At 71.9% G+C, this 22,840-nt stretch carries 19 protein-coding genes; 7 read left to right on the forward strand and 12 right to left on the reverse strand.

Annotated elements, in window-relative coordinates:
- Window positions 1-37: 37 nt before the first annotated feature.
- Entirely contained in the window at window positions 38-940 is a 903-nt protein-coding gene (locus ABT160_RS08400) for an LLM class flavin-dependent oxidoreductase (RefSeq protein WP_351645168.1), read from the reverse strand.
- Window positions 941-1,139: 199 nt separating this feature from the next.
- On the opposite strand from ABT160_RS08400, the gene ABT160_RS08405 reads away from it, so the two are divergent.
- Window positions 1,140-1,982 (forward strand): Cof-type HAD-IIB family hydrolase, encoded by an 843-nt coding sequence (locus ABT160_RS08405; protein WP_351645170.1) that lies wholly within the window; start codon window positions 1,140-1,142, stop codon window positions 1,980-1,982.
- 93 nt (window positions 1,983-2,075) lie between these two features.
- On the opposite strand, the gene ABT160_RS08410 is transcribed toward ABT160_RS08405, so the two are convergent.
- The 5 genes from ABT160_RS08410 to ABT160_RS08430 form a co-directional block, all read right to left on the reverse strand.
- Window positions 2,076-3,122, reverse strand: coding sequence for a M23 family metallopeptidase (locus tag ABT160_RS08410; protein ID WP_351645172.1), 1,047 nt, complete (start codon window positions 3,120-3,122; stop codon window positions 2,076-2,078).
- Between the two features lie 170 nt (window positions 3,123-3,292).
- Window positions 3,293-5,080 (reverse strand): sensor histidine kinase, encoded by a 1,788-nt coding sequence (locus ABT160_RS08415; protein ID WP_351645175.1) that lies wholly within the window; start codon window positions 5,078-5,080, stop codon window positions 3,293-3,295.
- A 19-nt stretch (window positions 5,081-5,099) separates the two neighbouring features.
- The gene (cydD, locus tag ABT160_RS08420; protein ID WP_351645177.1) at window positions 5,100-8,618 is read right to left on the reverse strand and encodes a thiol reductant ABC exporter subunit CydD; all 3,519 of its coding nucleotides are present in this window, start codon (window positions 8,616-8,618) and stop codon (window positions 5,100-5,102) included.
- Between the two features lie 85 nt (window positions 8,619-8,703).
- Window positions 8,704-9,705, reverse strand: a complete 1,002-nt coding sequence (cydB, locus tag ABT160_RS08425; RefSeq protein ID WP_351645180.1) for a cytochrome d ubiquinol oxidase subunit II — start codon at window positions 9,703-9,705, stop codon at window positions 8,704-8,706.
- Window positions 9,706-9,716: 11 nt separating this feature from the next.
- Window positions 9,717-11,222, reverse strand: coding sequence for a cytochrome ubiquinol oxidase subunit I (locus tag ABT160_RS08430; RefSeq protein ID WP_351645182.1), 1,506 nt, complete (start codon window positions 11,220-11,222; stop codon window positions 9,717-9,719).
- A 246-nt stretch (window positions 11,223-11,468) separates the two neighbouring features.
- Here ABT160_RS08430 and ABT160_RS08435 point away from each other — a divergent pair, with 246 nt between their 5' ends.
- Window positions 11,469-11,849: a cyclophilin-like fold protein gene (locus tag ABT160_RS08435; protein WP_351645184.1), complete on the forward strand. Its 381-nt coding sequence runs from the start codon at window positions 11,469-11,471 to the stop codon at window positions 11,847-11,849.
- A gap of 113 nt (window positions 11,850-11,962) precedes the next feature.
- On the opposite strand, the gene hisC is transcribed toward ABT160_RS08435, so the two are convergent.
- Window positions 11,963-13,042: a histidinol-phosphate transaminase gene (gene hisC, locus ABT160_RS08440; protein WP_351645186.1), complete on the reverse strand. Its 1,080-nt coding sequence runs from the start codon at window positions 13,040-13,042 to the stop codon at window positions 11,963-11,965.
- Window positions 13,043-13,422: 380 nt separating this feature from the next.
- On the opposite strand from hisC, the gene ABT160_RS08445 reads away from it, so the two are divergent.
- The 3 genes from ABT160_RS08445 to ABT160_RS08455 all read left to right on the forward strand — a co-directional run bounded on the left by ABT160_RS08445 (window position 13,423) and on the right by ABT160_RS08455 (window position 16,734).
- On the forward strand, window positions 13,423-14,529 hold the full coding sequence (locus ABT160_RS08445) for a LacI family DNA-binding transcriptional regulator (RefSeq protein ID WP_351645188.1): 1,107 nt from the start codon (window positions 13,423-13,425) through the stop codon (window positions 14,527-14,529).
- 158 nt (window positions 14,530-14,687) lie between these two features.
- Entirely contained in the window at window positions 14,688-15,764 is a 1,077-nt protein-coding gene (locus ABT160_RS08450; protein ID WP_502984184.1) for a metallophosphoesterase, read from the forward strand.
- A 148-nt stretch (window positions 15,765-15,912) separates the two neighbouring features.
- On the forward strand, window positions 15,913-16,734 hold the full coding sequence (locus tag ABT160_RS08455) for an ABC transporter permease (protein WP_351645193.1): 822 nt from the start codon (window positions 15,913-15,915) through the stop codon (window positions 16,732-16,734).
- Between the two features lie 84 nt (window positions 16,735-16,818).
- On the opposite strand, the gene thiC is transcribed toward ABT160_RS08455, so the two are convergent.
- Window positions 16,819-18,597, reverse strand: a complete 1,779-nt coding sequence (thiC, locus tag ABT160_RS08460) for a phosphomethylpyrimidine synthase ThiC (RefSeq protein WP_351645196.1) — start codon at window positions 18,595-18,597, stop codon at window positions 16,819-16,821.
- Window positions 18,598-18,796: 199 nt separating this feature from the next.
- Between thiC and ABT160_RS08465 the strand changes: the two genes are divergently transcribed.
- On the forward strand, window positions 18,797-20,128 hold the full coding sequence (locus ABT160_RS08465) for a YibE/F family protein (RefSeq protein WP_351645198.1): 1,332 nt from the start codon (window positions 18,797-18,799) through the stop codon (window positions 20,126-20,128).
- A gap of 56 nt (window positions 20,129-20,184) precedes the next feature.
- Here the strand turns inward: ABT160_RS08465 and ABT160_RS08470 are convergent, their stop codons facing one another.
- From ABT160_RS08470 to ABT160_RS08485, 4 genes are all read right to left on the reverse strand, one after another.
- Window positions 20,185-20,619 carry an SsgA family sporulation/cell division regulator gene (locus ABT160_RS08470; protein ID WP_351645200.1) on the reverse strand — a complete coding sequence of 145 codons (435 nt, stop codon included), beginning with the start codon at window positions 20,617-20,619 and terminating at the stop codon, window positions 20,185-20,187.
- A gap of 112 nt (window positions 20,620-20,731) precedes the next feature.
- Window positions 20,732-21,502: an IclR family transcriptional regulator gene (locus ABT160_RS08475; protein ID WP_351645202.1), complete on the reverse strand. Its 771-nt coding sequence runs from the start codon at window positions 21,500-21,502 to the stop codon at window positions 20,732-20,734.
- 211 nt (window positions 21,503-21,713) lie between these two features.
- Window positions 21,714-21,941, reverse strand: a complete 228-nt coding sequence (locus ABT160_RS08480) for a DUF5326 family protein (RefSeq protein WP_351645205.1) — start codon at window positions 21,939-21,941, stop codon at window positions 21,714-21,716.
- Between the two features lie 150 nt (window positions 21,942-22,091).
- A complete protein-coding gene (locus ABT160_RS08485) occupies window positions 22,092-22,409 on the reverse strand; it encodes a cupin domain-containing protein (protein ID WP_351645208.1) in 318 nt (105 codons plus the stop codon).
- 50 nt (window positions 22,410-22,459) lie between these two features.
- On the opposite strand from ABT160_RS08485, the gene ABT160_RS08490 reads away from it, so the two are divergent.
- On the forward strand, window positions 22,460-22,840 hold the full coding sequence (locus ABT160_RS08490; protein ID WP_351645210.1) for a phage holin family protein: 381 nt from the start codon (window positions 22,460-22,462) through the stop codon (window positions 22,838-22,840).

Below are 22,840 nucleotides of genomic sequence, written 5' to 3' on the forward strand. Positions count from 1 at the left end.
CCGACCACACAGCTCAACCCGGGACCGCCAAACCCCCTCAACCCCCCAGCGCTGCCACGCCCTCCGTCGCGATCCGCTCGAAGACCCGCTGGTCGGCGGCGAACGGCGAGTCGGGGATCGGCGCGTGCAGCACCAGTTCGTCGAAGCCCAGCTCCGCGTGGCGCCCGGCGAAGTCGACGAACGCCTCGAAGGACTCCAGCGGGCGGTCCGGGGTGAAGCCGGTCAGCAGGATCCGCTCCGGCCCGTCCCCCTCCCGGCCGACGTCGGCGCACGCCTTGGCCAGCTTCTCCGTCTGGGCGCGGATCGCTTCCCAGGACTGCTGGGGCGTCCCCGTCTCGAAGAGCTTCGGGTCACCCGTGGTCACCCACGCCTGCCCGTGCCGCGCCGCGAGCCGCAGCCCGCGCGGGCCCGTCGCGGCCACGGCGAAGGGGATGCGGGGGCGCTGCACGCAGCCGGGGACGTTCTGGGCGCCGCCGGCCGAGTAGAAGGTGCCCTCGTACGTGACGGTGTCCTGGGACAGCAGCCGGTCGAGCAGGGGCACGAACTCGCCGAAGCGGTCGGCGCGCTCGCGCGGCGTCCACGCCTCCTCCTCCGGGCGGCGCAGGGCCGTCGCGTCGAAGCCGGTGCCGCCCGCGCCGATGCCGAGCGTGACCCGGCCGCCCGAGACGTCGTCCAGCGTGATCAGTTCCTTGGCCAGCGTCACCGGGTGCCGGAAGTTCGGCGAGGTCACGAGCGTGCCCAGGCGCAGCTTCCGGGTGATTCCGGCGGCGGCGGTCAGGGTCGGAATCGCGCCGAACCACGGACCGTCGCGGAAGCTCCGCCACGACAGGTGGTCATAGGTGTACGCGGTGTGGAAACCGAGCTCCTCGGCCCGGCGCCACTGGTCGGCGCCACCGTCGTGCCAGCGGCGGAAGGGGAGGATCACAGTGCTCAGACGCATGCTTCGAGCGTACGTCGCCGTCCGGAATCCGGTCGCCGGACGGCGGGGAGCGGGAGTCCCCCACCGCCGGGAACCAGGTCGCCGGCCCCGTCGGGAACCGGCCGGGGACCAGGTCGGGAACCGGCCGCCCGCCGGGGCGCGGCTCTCAGATGTGCGCCCTCCCGCACGCCCGTGCGGGCGCGTACGGGAGAATGGATCTGTGACCACACCGACCTCGCCCCGCCCCGCCACGACCCGGCTGATCGCCACCGACCTCGACGGCACGCTGCTGCGCGACGACAAGTCCGTGTCGGACCGGACCGTCGCGGCGCTGGCCGCCGCCGAGCAGGCGGGCATCGAGGTCTTCTTCGTCACCGGCCGCCCCTCCCGCTGGATGGACGTGGTCAGCGCGCACGTGCACGGCCACGGCCTCGCCATCTGCGCGAACGGCGCCGCCGTCGTCGACCTGCACGCCGACCGCGAGATCGTCCAGGTGCGCCCGCTGGCCCGGGAGGACGCGCTGCACGTGGTGCGGACCCTGCGCCGCGAGGCCCCCGGCAGCTCCTTCGCCGTCGAGCTGACCACCGGCATCCACTACGAGCCGGACTACCCGCCCTTCCAGCTGGACCCGGGCGCCACCGTCGCCACGGCCGAGAAGCTGCTGTCCGAGGACGACTCCGGCACCAGCGCTCCCGTGATCAAGCTGCTCGCCCACCACCCCGAGCTGACCCCCGACGGCTTCCTGGCCCTGGCCCGTACCGCCGCCGGGGACCGCGCCTCCATCACCCGCTCCAGCCCGACCGCCCTCCTGGAGGTCAGCGGCCTCGGCGTCTCCAAGGCCTCGACGCTCGCGCTGTGCTGCGCGGAGCGCGGGATCTCGGCCGACGAGGTGGTGGCGTTCGGCGACATGCCCAACGACATCGAGATGCTGACCTGGGCCGGTACGTCGTACGCGATGGGCAACGCCCACCCGGACGTGGTCGCCGCGGCCACGGGCACCACCCTCACCAACGAGGAGGACGGCGTCGCGGCCGTGATCGAGGAGATCCTGCGCGCCCGCTGAGCGCACGCCGAGCGCACGCCGAGGATCCCGCATGCCCGCTGACGCACGCCGCGGATCCTGCGCGCCCGCCGGTCCCCGTCGGGCCGCCGGGCCTCACAGACCGACCCCGTGCTCGCGCAGCCACGGGACCGGGTCGACGCCCGAGCCCAGGTACGGGGTCAGCCGCACCTCGAAGTGCAGGTGCGGGCCGGTGGAGTTGCCCGTGGTCCCGGCCTGCCCGATCCACTGGCCCGGCAGCACCGCCTCCCCCTGGTCGACCCCGGCGGCCGACAGGTGCGCGTACTGCGAGTACCAGCCGTTGGGGTGCAGGACCACCACCTCGATGCCGAAGCCCCCGCCGCAGCTGACCGAGACCACCCGGCCCGCGCCGATCGCGCGCACCGGGGTGCCGATGGACACGGCGAAGTCCTGGCCGGTGTGCCGGTGCGCCCAGTGCGCGCCCGCGCTGTCGAAGCCGGCCGACAGCGCGTAGCCCTCCACGGGCGGCACCCAGGCGCGCCCGCGCGGTACGCCCCCGGGCTGCCGCAGCCGCACCGCGCCCCGGCACCGGCCCGCCGTCACACTGCGCCGGGCCTCGTCCTGGAGCCGCTGCCTGGCCCCCGCGAGACGGGTCTCGATGCCCCGGCGCAGCCGCGCGAGCCGCGCCTGGCGCTCCTCCAGGTCGTGCCAGGCGGACCGGGCGCCCGCCTCCGCGCGGCCCAGCCGCTCCTCGGCGTCGCGGGTGGCGGCGGTCAGGCGGTTCACGGCCGTCTCGGTCTGCCAGGCCAGCCGCCGTGCCCTCAGCAGCGCGTCGGGGTCGTCGGCGAGCAGCAGCTCCGCGGTGAGCACCAGACCGCTCCCGGTGCGGTACTGGGCGCGGGCCACGTCACCCGCCCGGTCGTGCAGCCGGGCCAGCTCGCGCCGTTCGGCCGCGAGCCGTACCTGGAGCGAGCGGGCGTGCTCGCGCTGTACGGCGGCGGCGCGGCGGCCGCGCTCGTACGCGGCGGTGGCACGGGAAGCCTGCTCGTACAGCCGGGCCACCTCGGTCCCCACGGCGGGGCCGTCGTCGGCCGCGGCCGGCCGGGGGAGCGGGCCGAGGACGGTCAGCGCGCAGACCGCCGGCACGACGAGCAGCGACCGCCGCCTCGGTGAGAAGAACATTCTCGGATGGTCACCCCGGCCGCCCGGGATTCCCGGCACCACGGGCGCCGATGGGGCCGTACGGCGCAACGGCGGGGCGGGATCCGTTCACCCGTACGGGGTGGCCGCCGCCCTCCCCGTACGCGTACCGCCGCCCCGGTCCTCCGCTCACGTACCGCCGGGCCGGGCCGCTACAGCGGCGCCTCCCACACCACCGTGGTCCCGCCACCGTCCTCACTCAGGCCCGGGCCGCACCAGCTCGCGCCGCCCAGGGACTCCGCGCGCCGCGCCAGGTTGCGCAGGCCGCTGCGGCGACCGCCCTCCGGGATGCCCACGCCGTCGTCGGCGACCGTCAGCCGGACGCCGTCGACGCCGTCCGGGAGCTTGGCGCCCGCGTCCACGACGACCTCGATGCGGGAGGCCTCGGCGTGCCGGAAGGCGTTGGACAGGGCCTCGCGCAGCGCCGCGATCAGGTTCTTCCCGGTCAGCTCGCCCACCAGGGCGTCGACCGGCCCGAGGAAGCGGTGGGCGGGCTTGAAGCCGAGCGGCACGGCGGCCATGTTGATCTCGCGGAGCACCCGGGTGCGCAGCCCCGACGGCGCCTCGGCCGGACCCTGCTGGAGCGCGAAGATCGCCGTACGGATCTCCTGGATGGTCACGTCCAGCTCGTCGACGGCCTTGCCCACGCCCTCCTGGACGGCGGGCACGACCGACCTGCGCTGGGCGCTCTCCAGCATCATCCCGGTGGCGAACAGCCGCTGGATGACCAGGTCGTGCAGGTCGCGGGCGATCCGGTCGCGGTCCTCGTAGACGGCGAGGCGCTCCCGGTCGCGCTGGGCCTCCGCCATCATCAGCGCCAGCGCCGCCTGGGAGGCGAACTGGGTGGCCAGCGTCCGCTCGGCCTCGGTGAACGGGCGCCCGCCCCGGACCCTGGGCGTGGCCAGCGCGCCGAGCACCCGGCCGCCGCTGTGCAGCGGCAGCAGCATCGAGGGGCCGTACTGCACGGAGAGCTTGCTGAGCATGCGGGGGTCGGTGGCCGCGTCGGCGACGAACACCGCCTCCCCCTCGAGGAGGCGCTCCACGATCTGGCTCTCCGGCGGGATCACCACGCCGAGGGACTTGGAGGGCCGGTCGGAGGAGACCGCCACGATCTCCAGGCCGCCGTCCTCGGCGGGCAGCAGCACGATCCCGGCGTCCGCGTCGGCGAGCCTGCGGGCCTGCTCGGCGACGACCGACAGCGCGTCGTCGGCGTCCCCGCCGGACAGCAGCGCGGTCGTGACGGCCACCGAGCCGTCGATCCAGCGCTCGCGCTGGCGGGCCGCCTCGTACAGCCGGGCGTTGCCGATGGCGATCCCGGCCTCGGTGGCCAGCACCCGGACCATGTGCAGGTCGTAGTCGTTGAACTCGGCCCCGCCGCTCTTCTCGGTCAGGTAGAGGTTGCCGAAGATCTCCCCCTGCACCCGGATGGGCACCCCGAGGAAGGTACGCATCGGAGGGTGGCCGGGCGGGAAGCCGGCCGCGCGCGGATCGGACGACAGGTCGGCGAGCAGCAGCGGCTCGGGGTGGTGGATGAGCCAGCCGAGCAGCCCCGCGTGGCCGTCGGGGAGGCGGCCCACCTCGCGGGCGACCTCCTCGGACACCCCGTACGTGACGAAGTCGGCCAGGCCGTCGCCGGACTCGTCGATGACGCCGATCGCCGCGTAGCGGGCGTCGGCCAGCTCGGCGGCGGTCTCGCAGATCCGGTCCAGCGTGGAGTGCAGTTCGAGGCCCGTGCCGACCGAGCGCATCGCCTCCAGCAACTGGGGGACGCGCGCGGTCAGCTCGGTGGACAGGCCCTGCAGGCTGCGGGTCGCCCGGGTCGCGGCCTCAAGGGGGTCATGGGGCTCCCGCGGCCCCTCGGGGTCCGGCTCGCCCCCGGGGTCCGCGGGGCCTTCGGGGTCCCTGGTGACCTGCGGACGCTGTGACTCGGGCACTGTCATGCCTTGAGCCTAGTAAGTCCTATTTGGCGAGGAAAGTCGGCTCCCGCAGCCGCTCGGCCGCGCCCTCCCGCTCCACCATCTCCCGCAGCGGCCCGTCGACCGCGGCGAGCTCCGCGTACGGACCGCGCTGCACCACCCGTCCGGCCGCAAGGACCAGCACCTCGTCGACCGCCTCCAGACCCCGCAGCCGGTGCGTGATCAGCACCGCCGCCCGGCCCTCGGTCTCGCGCAGCAGGTCGTCCGTCAGGGCGTCGGCCGTGACCAGGTCCAGGTGCTCGGCGGGCTCGTCGAGCACCAGCACCGGGAAGTCCGCGAGCAGCGCGCGGGCCAGTGCCAGCCGCTGGCGCTGACCGCCGGACAGCTGTGCGCCGTGCTCGCCCACCAGGGTGTCGAGCCCGTCGGGCAGCGACTCGGCCCAGTCCAGGAGCCGGGCCCGGGCCAGGGCCCGGCGCAGCGCGGCGTCGTCCGCGCCGGGCCGGGCCAGCCGCAGGTTCTCCCGGATCGAGCTGTCGAAGACGTGGGCGTCCTGGGCGCACAGGCCGACCAGGGCGCGCACCGCGTCCCCGTCCAGCGAGGCCGCCTCGACGCCGCCCACGCGGTACGAGCCCTCATGGGCGTCCAGGAAGCGCAGCAGCACCTGGGCGAGCGTGGTCTTGCCCGCGCCCGAGGTGCCGACCACCGCGACCCGGCGCCCGGCCTCCAGACGCAGGTCGACGCCGTGCAGCGCGTCCCGCTCCTGGCCCGGGTGGCGCGCCGACAGGCCCCGCACCTCCAGCGGGAACGGCGAGTCGGGCGCCTGGGCGGGGCGCTCCGGCTCCCGTACGGGTACGGGCGCGTCCAGCACCTCGTACACCCGCTCGGCGCTGCGCTTGACCCGCTGGCGGTACTGGACGGCCAGCGGCAGTCCGGTGACCGCCTCGAACGCGGCGAGCGGGGTCAGCACGACCACCGCGAGCGCCACCCCGTCGAGCCGGCCGTCCCGCACGGCCTGGACGCCCACGAGCGCCGCGGCCGCCACCGTCAGTCCGCAGGCCAGCGCGGAGAGCCCGGCGCCCAGGCCGGTCGCGGCGGCCTGGCGGGAGGCGATGCGGGTCAGGGCCGTGTCGGCCGCCCGCACCGCGCGCAGCCGGGCGCCCAGTGCACCGGCCACCGTCAGCTCGCCCGTGCCGCGCAGCAGGTCCACGCTCTCGGTGGCCAGGGCGCCGCGGGCGGGGGCCAGCAGGCGTTCGGCCCGGCGGGCCACGGCGCCCGTCAGGACCGACACCACGACGCCCGCGACCAGCAGGCCGACGGCCAGCACGGCCCCGGCCTCGGGCAGCAGCCACGCGGTGAAGCCGACGGAGGCCGCGGCCACGACGGCGGCGGTCCCGGCCGGCAGCAGCCAGCGCAGCCAGTAGTCCTGCAGCGCGTCCACGTCGGAGACGAGCCGGGACAGCAGGTCACCGCGCCGGGTGCGGCGCAGCCCGGCGGGGGCGATGCGCTCCAGGCGCCGGTAGACGGCCACCCGCAGATCGGCGAGCATCCGCAGCACCGTGTCGTGCGAGACCAGGCGCTCGGCGTAGCGGAAGACCGCGCGCCCGATGCCGAAGGCGCGCGTCGCGGTGACGGCCACCATCAGGTAGAGGACCGGCGGCTGCTCCGAGGCCCGCGAGATCAGGTAGCCGGACACGGCCATCAGGCCGACGGCCGACCCCAGGGCCAGCGCGCCGAGCAGCAGGGCGAGGGCCAGTCGCCCGCGCAGCTCCCCGGCGACCCCCCGCACCCGGGCGAGGACGGAGCCCGGGGCGGGGGAGCTTTCGGCGGACGCCTCGGCGGCCGGTACGGGGGCGGGCCCGGGCCGCGCGGCGACGGCGGCCACCGGGGCGTCCCCGGGGGCGGCCTGCGCGTCGGTCCGCACGGGAGGCGCCAGGTGCACCACCCGGTCGGCCACCGCGAGCAGGGCGGGCCGGTGCACCACCAGCAGCACCGTGCGGCCCACCGCCAGCCGCCGTACCGCCTCGACCACGGCCGCCTCGGTCTCGCCGTCCAGCGCGGCCGTCGGCTCGTCCAGCAGCAGCACCGGCCGGTCCGCCAGGAACGCCCGGGCCAGGGCGAGCCGCTGGCGCTGGCCGGCCGACAGACCGGCCCCGTCCTCGCCCAGCACGGTCGCGGCCCCGTCGGGCAGGGCGGCCACGAACTCCCCGGCGCCCGCGTCCCGAAGCGCCCCGAGCACCGCCTCGTCGGACGCGTCGGGCCGCGCCAGGCGTACGTTCTCGGCGATCGTGCCCGCGAACAGGTACGGCCGCTGCGGCACCCACGCGATCCGCTCCCGCCAGGCCGCGAGGTCCAGCGAGGCGAGGTCGGCGCCCCCGACCCGTACCGTCCCGGCGTCCGGCGCCACGAAGCCGAGCACCACGTCGAGCAGCGTCGACTTGCCGGCCCCGCTCGGCCCGACCAGGGCCACCGTCTCGCCCGGCTCCACCACCAGCGACGCCGCGTCCAGCGACGGCTCGGCGCGGCCCTCGTGGCGCACGGTCACACCGGTCAGCTCCAGGCGCGCCGCCGCGGGCACCGGTCCCGTACCCACCGGGCGCTCCGGCGCCTCCAGGACCTCGAAGATCTCCTCGGCGGCCGCGAGCCCCTCGGCGGCCGCGTGGTACTGGGCGCCCACCTGGCGCAGGGGCAGGTAGGCCTCGGGCGCCAGGATCAGGATGACCAGGCCGGTGTACAGGTCCAGGCCCCCGTGCACGAGGCGCATGCCGATGCCGACCGCGACCAGGGCCACCGAGAGGGTGGAGAGCAGCTCCAGGGCGAAGGAGGAGAGGAAGGCGATCCGCAGGGTGCGCATCGTCGCCCGCCGGTACTCGGCGGTGATCGAGCGGATCGACTCGGCCTGGGCCTTGGCCCGGCCGAAGACCTTGAGCGTGGGCAGTCCGGCCACCACGTCCAGGAAGTGACCCGACAGCCGCGAGAGCAGCTTCCACTGGCGGTCCATCCGGGACTGGGTGGCCCAGCCGATGAGGATCATGAAGAGCGGGATCAGCGGGAGCGTCACCACGATGGTCGCGGCCGAGATCCAGTCCTCGGTGACGATGCGCGCCAGCACCGCCACCGGCACCACCACCGCGAGCCCCAGCTGCGGGAGGTAGCGCGAGAAGTAGTCGTCCAGGGCGTCCACGCCCCGGGTCGCGAGCGCCGCCAGGGATCCGGCGCGCTGCCCGCTGAGCCAGCCGGGCCCGAGCGCCGCGGCCTTGGCGAGGAGCCGCCCCCGCAGCTCCGACTTCACCGCGGCACTGGCGCGGTGCGCGGCCAGTTCGGTCAGCCAGGAGACCGCTCCGCGCCCCGCGGCGACCAGCGCGAGCAGGATCAGCGGGGTCTTCAGGTCGGCGACCGCGTCGCCCCGCTGGAAGGCGCCCACCACCACATCGGCGATGAGCATGGCCTGGACGACGACCAGCGCCGCCCCGGCGAGACCGAGGACCACCACCGCCGCCAGGAAGAGACGGGTGGCCCGGGCGTACCGGAGCAGACGCGGGTCGATCGGTTTCACGTGAAACATCCCCACTGAGGAGAGCGCCCGAGGGGTGTTTCACGTGAAACACCCCTCGCACGAGGTGAACGACGGGACGACTGGTGCGAGTCGACTAGTGCGAGTCGGCGATGTGGTGCGTACCGATCCGCTTGCGGAACACCCAGTACGTCCAGCCCTGGTAGAGCAGCACCACCGGGGTGGCGATGCCGGCGCACCAGGTCATGATCTTCAACGTGTACGGGCTGGACGACGCGTTGGTGACCGTGAGGCTCCAGTCGGGGTTCAGCGACGACGGCATGACGTCCGGGAAGAGCGTCAGGAAGAGCATGGCGACCGCGGCGGCGATGGTGACGCCCGACAGGGCGAACGACCACCCCTCGCGCCCCACCTTGATCGCCCCGAGGGCGGCGACCAGCGCCACCACCGCGATGACCATGGCGACCAGGCTCTTCACGTCACCGCGCGAGACCTGGGTCCAGATGAGGAACACCAGCGCCAGCACGGCCGTGACCAGACCGAGCTTCAGGGCGAGCGCACGGGCCCGGTCCCGGATGTCCCCGACCGTCTTCAGCGAGGCGAAGACCGCGCCGTGGAAGGTGAACAGGGTCAGCGTGACCAGCCCGCCGAGCAGGGCGTACGGGTTGAGCAGGTCGAAGAAGCCGCCCACGTACTCCTTCTGCGCGTCGATCTTCACGCCGCGCACGATGTTGCCGAAGGCGACGCCCCAGAGGAAGGCGGGGATCAGGGAGGTCCAGAAGATGGCCTGCTCCCAGTTGCGCTGCCACTTCTCCTCGGGCCGCTTGGCCCGGTACTCGAAGGCCACGCCGCGCACGATCAGACAGACCAGGATGATCAGGAGCGGCAGGTAGAAGCCGGAGAACAGGGTGGCGTACCACTCGGGGAAGGCGGCGAAGGTCGCGCCGCCGGCGGTCAGCAGCCACACCTCGTTGCCGTCCCAGACGGGTCCGATGGTGTTGATGAGGACGCGCTTCTCCGTGCGGTCACGGGCGAGCAGCTTGGTCAGGACTCCGATCCCGAAGTCGAATCCTTCGAGGAAGAAGTAGCCGATCCACAGGACGGCGATGAGCACGAACCAGACGTCGTGGAGTTCCATGGGTCGACTCCTCAGTACGAGAAGGCCATCGGCCGGTCGGGGTCGCGGTCGTCCCCGCCGATCTTGGTGGGCGGGTTGAGGTCGGACTCGGTGAGCTCAGGCGGTCCGGCCTTGACGTACTTGACCAGCAGCTTGACCTCGATCACGGCGAGGATCGCGTAGAGGGCGGTGAAGACGATCATCGAGGTGAGGACCTCACCCTGCGAGACACCGGGGGAGACCGCGTCCCGGGTGCGCAGGACGCCGTACACGACCCAGGGCTGACGGCCCATCTCGGTGAAGATCCAGCCCCAGGAGTTGGCGATCAGCGGGAAGCCGAGCGTCCACAGGCCGATCCGCCAGTACCAGGTGGTCAGTCCGGGGCTCAGCTGCTTCTTGAACAGCACCAGGTGCGGCACTTCGTCATCGCCGACGCGCAGCGCGGGCGGCAGCATGAACTTCTTCCGGGTCAGCCAGAGGCCGACCAGGCCGATGGCGAAGGACGCCATGCCGAAGCCGATCATCCAGCGGAAGCCCCAGTAGGCGACCGGGATGTTGGGCCGGTAGTCACCGGGCCCGTACTTCTCCTGCTCGGCCTTGTTGACGTCGTTGATGCCCGGGACGAAGGAGTCGAAGTCGTTGTGGGCGAGGAAGGAGAGCAGGCCGGGGATCTCGATGGCGACCTTGTTGTGGCCCTTGTCGACGTCGCCGTAGGCGAAGACGGAGAAGGGCGCGGGCGCCTCTCCGTCCCACAGGGCCTCGGCGGCGGCCATCTTCATCGGCTGCTGCTTGAACATCACCTTGCCCAGGAAGTCGCCGCTGACGGCGGTCAGCAGACCACCGATGACGACCGTGACCAGGCCGAGCCGCAGCGAGGTCTTCATCACCGGGATGTGCTTCTTGCGCATCAGGTGGAAGCAGGCGATGCCGACCATGAACGCGCCGCCGGTGAGGAAGGCGGCGGACAGGGTGTGGAAGACCTGGGTGAGCGTGGTGTTCTGGCTCAGGACCGCCCAGAAGTCGGTGAGCTCGGCGCGTCCCGACACCTTGTTGATCCGGTAGCCGACCGGGTGCTGCATCCAGGAGTTCGCCGCGAGGATGAAGTACGCGGACAGGATCGTGCCGATCGACACCATCCAGATGCAGGCCAGGTGGATCTTCTTCGGCAGCTTGTCCCAGCCGAAGATCCACAGCCCGATGAAGGTCGACTCGAAGAAGAACGCGATCAGAGCCTCGAAGGCCAGCGGGGCACCGAAGACGTCACCGACGAACCGCGAGTAGTCGGACCAGTTCATGCCGAACTGGAACTCCTGGACGATGCCGGTGACGACACCCATCGCGATGTTGATGAGGAAGAGCTTGCCCCAGAACTTGGTGGCCCTGAGGTACTTCTCCTTCTCCGTACGCACCCAGGCCGTCTGCAGGCCGGCGGTGAGCGCGGCGAGCGAGATCGTCAGGGGGACGAACAGGAAGTGGTAGACGGTGGTGATGCCGAACTGCCAGCGCGCCAGGGTCTCTGGCGCCAGAGCTAGGTCCACGTCGTCTTCTCCTTACGTCGCCGTGGTCACAGCGGCAGTTTGCCCCTTTAATCCCATCAATTGCGGGAGGAAACGGGACACGCTTGTGAACGCGTTCACATTCACAAGCATTATGTCGTACAGACTGTCGGCACGTTCGACCGGGGGGTCCCCTACTGGCGGTAGCCCGGCCGGCCCCACCGTCGGGGCGTCCGAGGCGTGGGCGAGGGGTTCTCAACGGCTTCAACATTTTGTTTAATCCGCCGCATGACGACGCAGCGCATCCGCATCTCGTGGCCCGCCGGTCACCTCACGGCGACCCTGGCCGTCGACTCCCCCACGGCCACCGCCCTCGTCCAGGCCCTCCCGATCGCCTCCACCGCCCGCACCTGGGGCGAGGAGGTCTACTTCGACACCCCGGTGTCGGTCGCGCGCGAGGCCGACGCGCGCCAGGTGGTCGAGCCGGGCACGGTCGCCTTCTGGACCGACGGCGACGCCCTGGCCCTCCCCTACGGGCCCACCCCGATCTCACGCGGCGACGAGTGCCGCCTGGCCAGCCCCTGCAACGTGCTCGGCAGCATCGACGGCGACCCCCGGCAGCTGGCGACGGTGCGCGACGGGGACCCGATCAGGGTCGAGACGGCCTGACCTCGGGCACGACTGCCCCGGGCGCCACGGCTCGGGCGCCACGGCTCGGGCACGACGAGCGGCGCCGGCCCCCGAAGGGTCCGGCGCCGCTCGTCGTCACCCAGGGCCCCTGGCTACAGGCCCGCGCGGAACTCCCCGGCCGCCTTCAGGAACAGGTCGTTGCCCTCGGTCTCGCCGATGGTGACCCGGACGCCCTCGCCCGCGAACGGCCGCACGACCACGCCCGCCTTGTCGCAGGCCGCCGCGAAGTCCAGGGTGCGCTCGCCCAGGCGCAGCCAGACGAAGTTGGCCTGGCTCTCCGGCACCGTCCAGCCCTGCTCGGCCAGCGCCTCCTGGACCCGGGTGCGCTCGGCGACCAGCGCGCCGACCCGGCCCAGCAGCGCGTCCTCGGCCCGCAGCGAGGCGATCGCCGCCTCCTGGGCGACCTGGCTCACGCCGAACGGCACGGCGGTCTTGCGCAGCGCGGCGGCCACCGGCTCGTGGCCGACCGCGAAGCCGACCCGCAGGCCCGCCAGGCCGTACGCCTTGGAGAAGGTGCGCAGCACCGCCACGTTGGGGCGGTCGCGGTAGAGCTCTATGCCGTCGGGCACCTCGGTGTCGCGGATGAACTCGCGGTAGGCCTCGTCGAGGACGACCAGCACGTCCGAGGGCACCCGGTCCAGGAAGCGCTCCAGCTCGGCCCGGCGCACCACGGTGCCGGTGGGGTTGTTGGGGTTGCAGACGAAGACGAGACGGGTGCGGTCGGTGATCGCCTCCGCCATCGCGTCCAGGTCGTGCACCTCGCCGTCGGTCAGCGGCACCTTGACCGAGACGGCCCCGTTGACCTGCGTGATGATCGGGTACGCCTCGAAGGAGCGCCAGGCGTAGACCACCTCGTCGCCCGGGTCGCAGGTCGCCTGGATCAGCTGCTGGGCCACGCCGACCGAGCCGGTGCCGGTGGCCACGTGGGAGACCGGCACGCCGAAGCGCTCGGCGAGCTCGTTCACCAGGCCCGTGCACGCCATGTCGGGGTAGCGGTTGAAGCCCTGGGCCGCGGCGACGGCGGCCTCCATCACCCCGGGCAGCGGCGGGTAGGGGTTCTCGTTGGAGGACAGCTTGTACGCCACCGGGCCGTCGGCCGCCGCGGGCTTCCCCGGCCTGTAGGTGGGGATGCCGTCCAGCTGGGCACGCAGCTTGGGGCTCGTCTCGCTCACTGTGGTCCTCCTCGACCGTACGTACCGCCAATGATCCTCACCCTATGAGGATTCCCGTCCGCTGCGAATGGCCCCCGGGAGGAGACGGGGAGGGGATGGTGCAGCCTCCATGACAGAGGTGGGGGGCGCGCGCTCACTTGTGCACGCCGGTGGCTCGCGCCGTGGCGCGCATCGCCCGTGGGAGTGAGTTGAGACCTCTTCGAAACATCGGCCATTTGGCAGGCACCCGTACGGCGACAAGTGGGAGATCCAAGCAGGACCCCGTAACTCCCTTGCATTGCATGCCCGTTGAGGCTTAATGATCATGCAGAAACGTGCCTGTCAATGACTGAATATGCGACCGGCCAAGCCACCCTCCCTCGCCCTACTATCGGCTCGCCATGACAGCAGCAGGGAAGCACCAGGTGAGCCGGGCACAGACCCGGGGAAGCCGGCAGAGTCGAGCGGGCATCCGGGACGTGGCCGCCGCGGCCGGAGTCTCCATCACGACTGTCTCCGACGCGCTCAACGGCAAGGGCCGCCTGCCGGACGCCACCCGCAGACACGTACGCGAGGTCGCCGACCGGCTGGGCTACCGCCCGTCGGCCGCCGCCCGCACGCTCCGTACCGGCAAGTCCGGACTGATCGGCCTGACCGTGACGACGTACGGGGACGAACCTTTCACCTTCACGGAGTTCGCCTACTTCGCGGAGATGGCCAGAGCCGCCACCTCGGCCGCCCTCGCGCGCGGCTACGCCCTCGTCATCCTCCCCGCCACCTCACGGCACGACGTGTGGTCCAACGTGGCGCTCGACGGCACCGTGGTCATCGACCCCTCGGACCACGACCCCGTCGTCACCGAGCTGGTCCGCCAGGGCCTGCCCGTGGTCTCCGACGGGCGCCCGGCCGGGACGCTGCCGGTCACCGCGTGGGTGGACAACGACCACGAGGCCGCGGTCCTGGACCTGCTCGACCACCTCGCCGCCGCCGGCGCGCGCCGCATCGGGCTGCTCACCGGCACCACCACGGACACCTACACGCGCCTCTCCACCACCGCCTACCTGCGCTGGTGCGAGCGCGTGGGGCAGGACCCCGTCTACGAGGCCTACCCCGCCCACGACCCGTGCGCGGGCGCCGTGGCCGCCGACCGTCTGCTGGCCCGGCCGGACCGCCCGGACGCGGTGTACGGCCTGTTCGACCCCAACGGCACCGACCTGCTGGCCGCGGCGCGCCGCTACGGCCTGCGGGTGCCGGAGGACCTGCTCCTGGTGTGCTGCAGCGAGTCCACCGTGTACGCCACGACGGAGCCGCCCATCACCACGCTCTCCCTCAAGCCGCGCCGCATCGGCACGGCGGTGGTCCAGCTCCTCATCGACGCCATCGAGGGAATCGACACGGACCGTCCGGTCGAACAGGTGATACCGACCGAACTCATCGTCCGGACGTCCTCCCAGCGGCGCTCTCCCCGTACGACAGTGAGTCCTCCGCGCTCCCCCTCGCAGGACTAGACCTTCTCAATTGGGGCGAAACTACCGGCGAACACGGGGTGCATCCGGATTCGGCACCCCTGGTGCGTCACACAGCACGAGCCTCATTCCTATGATGGGCGCACGACCCCGCGGACCGCCCGACCAGGCCGGTCCGCGAGGTGCAGGGCGTCGCGACGGTGGTGGAGGGGTCGATGACTCAGGGGGCCGGTCAGGGACCCGTGGTGCGTACGGCGACGTTGCGCGACTTCCGCGTGCCCCCTTACGCGCAGCAGGTGCCCGTGCAGGGACACGTCGACGAGCCGGTCCACCCGGGCAACGCCTACCCCGACGGGGAGCCGCCGGAGGGCTACACGCCGACCGCGCGCGACCTCCCGGTCATCAACCGCGGCGACACGGTCCAGGTGCGGGTCGACCCGTCCCCCGGCCCCGACGGGCTGGGCCCGCTGTACGTGGTCGGGGACGTCCACGGCTATCTGGACGAGCTGCTCACCGCGCTCCAGGAGCAGGGCCTGATCGACACCGAGGGGCAGTGGGCCGCGGGCAACACGCGACTGTGGTTCCTGGGCGACTTCACCGACCGGGGCCCCGACGGCATCGGCGTCATCGACCTGGTCATGCGGCTGTCCGCGGAGGCCGCGGCCGCCGGCGGCTACTGCAAGGCCCTGATGGGCAACCACGAGCTGCTGCTGATCGGCGCCAAGCGGTTCGCCGACACGCCCGTCAACTCCGGGGCCGGCACCGCCACCTTCCAGGCCGCCTGGCTGCTCAACGGCGGCCAGAAGCACGACATGGACCGCCTCCAGGACGTCCACCTGCAGTGGATGTCCCGGCTGGACGCGGTGGTGGAGGAGGACGGGCACCTGCTCATGCACTCCGACACGACCGCCTACCTGGAGTACGGCTCCACCATCGAGGACGTGAACGACACCGTCCACGAGATCCTCAACCGGGGCGACGCCGATGAGTGCTGGGACCTGTTCCGCAAGTTCACCAAGCGCTTCGCGTTCCGCGACGAGTCCGGCCCCGAGGCCGTGCAGGAGCTGATCTCCACCTACGGCGGCCGCTGCGTGGTGCACGGCCACAGCCCGATCCCGTACCTCCTGGGCGAAGTGGGCTCCGAGGACGGCGAGGACGGTGCGGGTCCCGCGGTGGAAGGGCCGCACGTGTACGCGGACGGCCTGGCCATCGCCATGGACGGCGGAGTGACCATGGCCGGAAAGCTGCTGGTCGTTCCGCTTCCCCTGCATAACTGACCGCAGAGCGGGCAGGCGTTTTCCGGAAACCCACTGTCACCCGGTGCCGTAACCGCTCTACCATCGGCTTATCCGTAGCAGGCTCTCCTCCGTTTCTGCCCAACTGCCCGGAATCCACGGGCGATCCGGCCCTACGGAGCATCGGGGGATGCACATGAGAAGCGCTCCGCACCTGCTGACCGAGGACCGTTCGGACTTCGAGCGCATCCTCGACGACGCGCTGCGCAACGCCCACGAACGACCGGATCTGGCCGCGGTCGGCCAGCGGCTCAACACGGAACAGCTGCGCACCATGGCGCTCAACGCCACCGCGCTCATCACCAGCGCGGCGGCCGCCGAGTACGAGCACTTCACCTCGGTGCGCGAGGAACTGCGCTCGCCCAGCTCCACCGCCGACAGGGCCATCCTGGCCCCCGCGCTGAGCGAGGCGGCCGAGACGGGTGCCGGGCTCGGCGCCGTCGTCACGGTGCTCGCGCCGGTTCTCGCCGGTACGGCGGCCGCGATCTTCCTGCTCGTCGGCTACATCCTCAAGGCGCTGAGCCCTGCGCCCTCGTTCGCCGAGACCCTGCTCACCGCGGGCTGGTTCTTCGGCGCCGTCACGGCCGCAGGCATCCTGGTGGCGGCCATCGGCCTGCTCATCACGGCCGTGCGCAACGGGTCCACCCAGGTCTCCGCCGAGGAGGAACCGGGCGGGGAGCTACCGGACGAGGTGGCCCGGGCCCGTGACGCCTGGCGGCACGCCCTCCTCGAAAGGGGCATCCTGCCGTTCCTCCGCGCGGCGCTGAACGACCCCAGCGTGGATCCGTCGTCCTCGACGCCGCCTCGCCAGGTCAGCCGGATACCCAAGATCGGCTACAGCGGACCGGACTTCAGCAGCCCCAGCGAGGGATCAGCGGGAGTGCGGCCCACGTTCAGCAGCCCGGACTTCACCAGTCCGGACTTCGGCGGCCCCGAGCACCAGCCGGACTGATCCGTCCGGGTGCCCGGTGGCCGCTCGCTGTTTCACGTGAAACACCCGTTCAGCGCGTTTCACGTGAAACAGCCGCCCGGCCCCTCAGTTGGCGAGCGGAAGGTAGACGCGATTCCCGGACTCGGCGAATTCCTTGGACTTCTCCGCCATTCCGGCCTCGATCTCCTCCGCCTTCAGATCACCGCCGTGCTCGCGCCGGATGTCCTGCGAGATCTTCATCGAGCAGAACTTGGGGCCGCACATCGAGCAGAAGTGTGCGGTCTTGGCGGGCTCGGCGGGCAGCGTCTCGTCGTGGAACTCCCGCGCCGTGTCCGGGTCGAGGGCCAGGTTGAACTGGTCCTCCCAGCGGAACTCGAAGCGGGCGTCCGACAGCGCGTCGTCCCACTCCTGCGCCCCGGGGTGCCCCTTGGCCAGGTCCGCCGCGTGCGCCGCGATCTTGTACGTGATGACACCGGTCTTCACGTCGTCGCGGTTGGGCAGGCCCAGGTGCTCCTTGGGCGTGACGTAGCAGAGCATCGCCGTGCCCCACCAGGCGATCATCGCCGCGCCGATGCCCGAGGTGATGTGGTCGTACGCCGGAGCGACGTCGGTGGTCAGCGGGCCGAGCGTGTAGAACGGCGCCTCCTCGCAGATCTCCTGCTGGAGGTCGATGTTCTCCTTGATCTTGTGCATCGGGACGTGTCCCGGGCCCTCGATCATCGTCTGCACGTTGTGGCGCTTGGCGATGGTGTTCAGCTCGCCGAGGGTGCGCAGCTCGGCGAACTGCGCCTCGTCGTTGGCGTCCGCGATCGAGCCGGGCCGCAGGCCGTCGCCCAGCGAGTAGGTGACGTCGTACGCCGCCAGGATCTCGCAGAGCTCCTCGAAGTGCGTGTAGAGGAAGTTCTCCTGGTGGTGCGCCAGGCACCAGGCGGCCATGATCGAGCCGCCGCGCGAGACGATGCCGGTCTTGCGGCGCGCGGTCAGCGGTACGTACGGCAGCAGCACGCCGGCGTGGACCGTCATGTAGTCGACGCCCTGCTCGGCCTGCTCGATGACCGTGTCCTTGTAGACCTCCCAGGACAGCTCCTCGGCCCGGCCGTCCACCTTCTCCAGCGCCTGGTAGAGCGGCACGGTGCCGATCGGCACGGGGGAGTTGCGCAGCACCCACTCGCGGGTGGTGTGGATGTTGCGGCCGGTGGAGAGGTCCATGACCGTGTCGGCGCCCCAGCGGGTGGCCCAGGTCATCTTCTCCACCTCCTCCTCGATGGAGGAGGTGACGGCGGAGTTGCCGATGTTGGCGTTGACCTTCACCAGGAACCGCTTGCCGATGATCATCGGCTCGATCTCGGGGTGGTTCACGTTCGCCGGGAGCACCGCGCGCCCGGCGGCGATCTCCTCGCGGACCACCTCGGGGGAGACGTTCTCCCGGACGGCGACGTACTCCATCTCCGGGGTGACCTCCCCGCGCCGCGCGTACGCGAGCTGGGTGACCGCCTGGCCCTCGCGGGCCCGCCGGGGCTGGCGCGGGCGGCCGGGGAAGACGGCGTCGAGGTTGCGCAGCCCGCCGCGCGGCGAGGTGTGCTTGATGCCGTCGTCCTCGGGGCGGACCGGGCGGCCCGCGTACTCGGCGGTGTCGCCGCGCGCGATGATCCAGTTCTCCCGCAGCGGCGGCAGGCCGCGGCGGACGTCGGTCTCCACCTGGGGGTCGGTGTACGGGCCCGACGTGTCGTAGAGCGTCACGTCCTTGCCGTTGGTGAGGTGCACCTGGCGGACCGGCACCCGGATGTCGGGGCGCGAACCCTCGACGTATCCCTTGTGCCAGCCGGCGGACTTCCCGCTCTCCTCGGAATCGGAGGCAGGCGTGCGTGTGTCCTGAACGGTCATGATGACCTACTCCCTACGCCGGCATTACCCGGTAACAGGTTCGGCGGTCGGCGCAGCCTCCTCCCGTACGTCCGTACGGTGATCAGCGCCCTCTCAGCCCGGTGCTCCGAGCTCCCGCGTGTGCAAAGGTGCCACCACGCTAGCGTCATCACGGGCGCGCTGAACAGAGGGCCCCTGCCGTTCTTGCGATGATCGGTCGGTGACTGAGACGCAGCAGAGCCCCGAGCACCACGGCCACGGTCATGGACACAGCCACGGCCACAGCCATGGACACGGCCCCGCCGCCCCCGTCTCGCGCCATCTGCGCAAGGTCATCGCCGCGGTGCTGATCCCCTTCGCCACGGCGGTCCTGGTGGGCCTCGCGGTGCTCTGGCCGGGGGGCACCCCGGCGCACGAGCGCTCCGGCGTCGGCTTCGACCGGCAGACCGAACAGGGCCGGGTGACCAAGCTCGACCGGGTGGACTGCAAGGAGGTCAACGCGGGCCAGGTGCCGCCCACCGGGGACACCTCCACCCCGTCGGGCCGGGAGGCGGCGCGGTCCCAGCAGGGCAAGTGCGCCAAGGCGACGGTGGAGGTGACCACCGGGGCGAACAAGGGCCGCACCTTCGTGGAGATCGTGCAGCCGGACGCGCCGCGCCAGCTCCACCAGGGACAGGGCGTGGTGGTCGCCTACGCGCCCGACGCCCCGCACGACCTCCAGTACTCGGTGACGGACGTCAACCGCAAGATGCCGATGGCACTGCTCGCCGCGGTGTTCGCACTGGCGGTGGTGGTCGTGGGGCGGATGCGCGGGGTGATGGCGCTGATCGCGCTCGTCACGAGCTTCGCCGTACTGACGCTGTTCATCCTGCCCGCGATCCTCCAGGGGTCGAATCCGCTGGTGGTGGCGGTGATCGGGGCCAGCGCCATCATGCTGATCGCCCTGTACATGTGCCACGGGCTCAGCGCCCGCACCTCGGTCGCCGTACTGGGCACGCTGATCTCACTGCTGCTGATCGGGCTGCTGGGCTCGCTGTTCATCGGCTGGGCGGCGCTGAGCGGCAACACCGACGACAACACCGGTCTGATCCACGGCCTCTACCCGCACATCGACATGTCGGGCCTGCTGCTGGCGAGCGTCATCATCGGATCGCTGGGCGTGCTGGACGACGTGACGGTGACCCAGACGTCGGCCGTCTGGGAGCTGCACCAGGCGGACCCGGGGATGGGGCCGCGGGCGCTCTACCGGGCGGGCATCCGGATCGGCCGCGACCACATCGCGTCCGTGGTGAACACCCTGGTGCTGGCCTACGCCGGTGCGGCGCTGCCGCTGCTGCTGCTGTTCTCGGTGGCGCAGAGCAGCGTGGGGACGGTGGCCAACAGCGAGCTGGTCGCCGAGGAGATCGTCCGCACGCTGGTGGGGTCGATCGGCCTGGTGGCCTCGGTGCCGGTGACGACGGCGCTGGCGGCACTGGTGGTCTCCGCCGACCGGCCGTCGTCGGGCGCGCCGGCTCCCGCGCGCGGCGGCCGGGGCCGCCGGCGCAAGAAGTAAGCCGGGGCCGGACGCACGGGGAGGCGGGAGCCGCCTCGGGCGCGGGAGGGGGCGTCTCAGCCCGCGTTCTCCTCGGCGAGGATGCGGCCGAGCGCCTCCTCCAGGTTCCCCTCGAAGTCACCGAGCGTGCGCTCCTCGCCCAGCGGGACGAGCTTGTCGGTGCGGTCCAGGAACGCCACCAGCGGGGCGGCGCTCGCCCGGAACAGCGCCCGGTCGCTGCCGACCTGGAGCCGGATGCCGATGTCCGACAGGCCCTCGGGCTCGATCGGCCCGATGTGCACATCGCCCTCGCCACTGGGCGCGTTGATGCCGTCCAGCAGCAGTTCGCGGCCGAAGGCCCAGGTCACCGGGGCGTCGCCGGGCAGATGGAAGGTCATGCGCACCGCGTACGGATCGCGGGTCTCGTACCGGAGTTCCACCGGAATCCGGAAGGACAGCTCCTCGGACACGAGAAAGCTCATCAAGACCTCGGCCTGGACCGATTCGCGCATGGTGTACCCCGCAATAAATGAAGCAATTGCTGAAAACGGCCTGGAATGGTCCCCATTGGCCCTCTTGACGCAATCGTCCTGTACGCGCTAGCGGATCACAAGGAGTGATTTTTCAGATACTGATAGAGAACGCGAGGGAGTCGAGGAGGCGCCCGACCTCCTCGCGGAGCTGGTCCACGGCGGGCAGCAGGCGCTGTTCCTGGTGCAGGGGGAGGGAAATCGCCACCGCGGCGGCCGTGGACCCCGCCGTGATGGGAATGGCCGCGCACACCGTGCCCAGCGCGTACTCCTGGCGCTCCACGACGGGCCGCATCCGCTCCATCGCCGCCAGCCGCTCCAGCAGGGCGCGACGGTCACGCACCGTGTTCGGCGTGATGGCCTGGACGGGGTGGCGGTCGAGGTGGTCTTGACGCGCCTTCTCGTCGAGCTGGCTGAGCAGGCACTGCCCCAGCGCGTGCGCGTGCGCGGTCTCGCGGAAGTCGGCCCACTCCTCGACGGCGGGTGCCGAGGGCCCGTCGGCGACGGCGACGAGCTGGATCTCGCCCTCGCGGTAGACGGCGAAGTAGACCGGCACGCCGAGGACGTCACGCCAGCGGGCCAGCGCCTCCGTGATCTTGCTGCGACGATTCTGCACAGCTCGCCCCCGTGCCAACCCGGCGGTCGCGTCGCCGAGGACGAGCAGGCCCTTCTCGCGCTGGAGATAGCCCTCGTGGGTCAGCGTACGCAGCAGGTGGTACGCGGTGGGAAGCGGCAGGCCCGCCTCGCGGGCCAGCTGTTTCGCGGGAGCTCCGTCCGCATGGGCACTGACGGCCTCCAGCAGCCGCAACGCCCGCTGCACCGAGCCGATCAGCGTCGGGGCACCGGAATTCGGAGCTGTGGCCAAAGGTAACCCCCAGGCGGTTCGACGGGTGCGTCACGCGCCCGCCCGCGGGGGCCGCCCCCGCTCGCCCGCCGTGAACCCCCCGGAGGCGGCGGAGAATTGCCACTCTAATGGCAGCGTTTGGGCGCCAAGCGAGTTTTGGCGCCGCCTCCGCCCCACATCCCCCTGATGGGCTAACGCCCGCTCTCCCCTGCCCATCCCACCGGCCCGGGACCTACCAGTCGCGCGAGGACGAGGAGGACGAGGAGGAGGACATGAACTTCCGTACGACGTAGATCAGACCGCCGACCAGGGCCACGAACAGCAGGGCCTTGAAGAGCAGGCCGATCACGAAGCCGACCACCGAAGCGATCACACCGCCGAACACCACGAGCGCGATCACGGGTATCGCGACCCACTTCACCCACCAGGGCATCCCCGCGAGAATCTCCCGTACCGCCATGGTCCGTTCCTGCCTTCCGTGGTCTTCCGTACTGTGCGGGGCTGCTGCCTCCGACACCTTCGATGCTAGGTGCGCGGGGGTGCCCGGCGGGGGCCCCGCAGCCCTTGCTCTCCCCTGAACCGACCCCTAGGGAGGATCAGGGCCGGACCCTCAGCCCTCGGGCGGAGAGAAGACCACCATGACCCTGAGGTCCTCCGTGATGTGGTGGAACTTGTGGGCCACCCCGGCGGGCACGTAGACCACGCTGCCCCGTCCCACCTGCGTCGTCTCCATGCCGACGGTGATCGCGGCCCGGCCGCTGACCACGAAGTACACCTCGTCCTGCTCGTGCGGCTTCTGCGGGTCGAGGTCACCGGCGTCCAGCGCGTACAGGCCGACCGACATGTTCCGCTCGCGCAGGAACTGCAGGTAGGCGCCGTCGTTGGCGGCCCGCTCGGCCTCCAGTTCGTCCAGCCGGAATGCCTTCATGCCCGTCCGCTCCCGTACTCGGTCCCGTCTCGTCTGGAACGATCAGACACATGAAGAATTTCGTAGTCAAGACGCTCGCGAACGCGGCCGCCCTGGCCGTGGCGATCTGGATCGTCCCCAAGATCACGCTGACCGGCGACAGCACCGGGAAGAAGGCCCTGGCGCTCATCCTGGTCGCGCTGCTCTTCGGGCTCGTGAACTTCCTCGTGAAGCCGGTGGTGAAGCTGCTGACGCTGCCGCTGTTCATCCTCACGCTGGGCCTGATCACCCTCGTCGTGAACGCCTTGATGCTGCTGCTCACCTCGTGGCTCGCGGACAAGCTGGACCTGAGCTTCCACGTGGAGGGCTTCTGGACGGCCGTGCTCGGCGGCCTGATCGTCTCGGTCGTCTCCTGGGCGCTGAACGTCGTCCTGCCCGACGGACGGGACTGA

The organism is Streptomyces sp. NPDC001941 (genome assembly GCF_040296945.1).
Lineage (GTDB): Bacteria > Actinomycetota > Actinomycetes > Streptomycetales > Streptomycetaceae > Streptomyces.

Coding starts and splice junctions, on each gene's coding strand:
- ABT160_RS08490 (WP_351645210.1), top strand. CDS start 22,460: ATGAAGAATTTCGTAGTCAAGACGCTCGCGAACGCGGCCGCCCTGGCC.
- ABT160_RS08470 (WP_351645200.1), bottom strand. CDS start 20,619: ATGCGCGAATCGGTCCAGGCCGAGGTCTTGATGAGCTTTCTCGTGTCC.
- cydB (WP_351645180.1), bottom strand. CDS start 9,705: ATGGAACTCCACGACGTCTGGTTCGTGCTCATCGCCGTCCTGTGGATC.
- thiC (WP_351645196.1), bottom strand. CDS start 18,597: ATGACCGTTCAGGACACACGCACGCCTGCCTCCGATTCCGAGGAGAGC.
- ABT160_RS08410 (WP_351645172.1), bottom strand. CDS start 3,122: ATGTTCTTCTCACCGAGGCGGCGGTCGCTGCTCGTCGTGCCGGCGGTC.
- cydD (WP_351645177.1), bottom strand. CDS start 8,618: ATGTTTCACGTGAAACCGATCGACCCGCGTCTGCTCCGGTACGCCCGG.
- ABT160_RS08400 (WP_351645168.1), bottom strand. CDS start 940: ATGCGTCTGAGCACTGTGATCCTCCCCTTCCGCCGCTGGCACGACGGT.
- ABT160_RS08455 (WP_351645193.1), top strand. CDS start 15,913: ATGCACATGAGAAGCGCTCCGCACCTGCTGACCGAGGACCGTTCGGAC.
- ABT160_RS08480 (WP_351645205.1), bottom strand. CDS start 21,941: ATGGCGGTACGGGAGATTCTCGCGGGGATGCCCTGGTGGGTGAAGTGG.
- ABT160_RS08435 (WP_351645184.1), top strand. CDS start 11,469: ATGACGACGCAGCGCATCCGCATCTCGTGGCCCGCCGGTCACCTCACG.
- ABT160_RS08415 (WP_351645175.1), bottom strand. CDS start 5,080: ATGACAGTGCCCGAGTCACAGCGTCCGCAGGTCACCAGGGACCCCGAA.
- ABT160_RS08445 (WP_351645188.1), top strand. CDS start 13,423: ATGACAGCAGCAGGGAAGCACCAGGTGAGCCGGGCACAGACCCGGGGA.
- ABT160_RS08485 (WP_351645208.1), bottom strand. CDS start 22,409: ATGAAGGCATTCCGGCTGGACGAACTGGAGGCCGAGCGGGCCGCCAAC.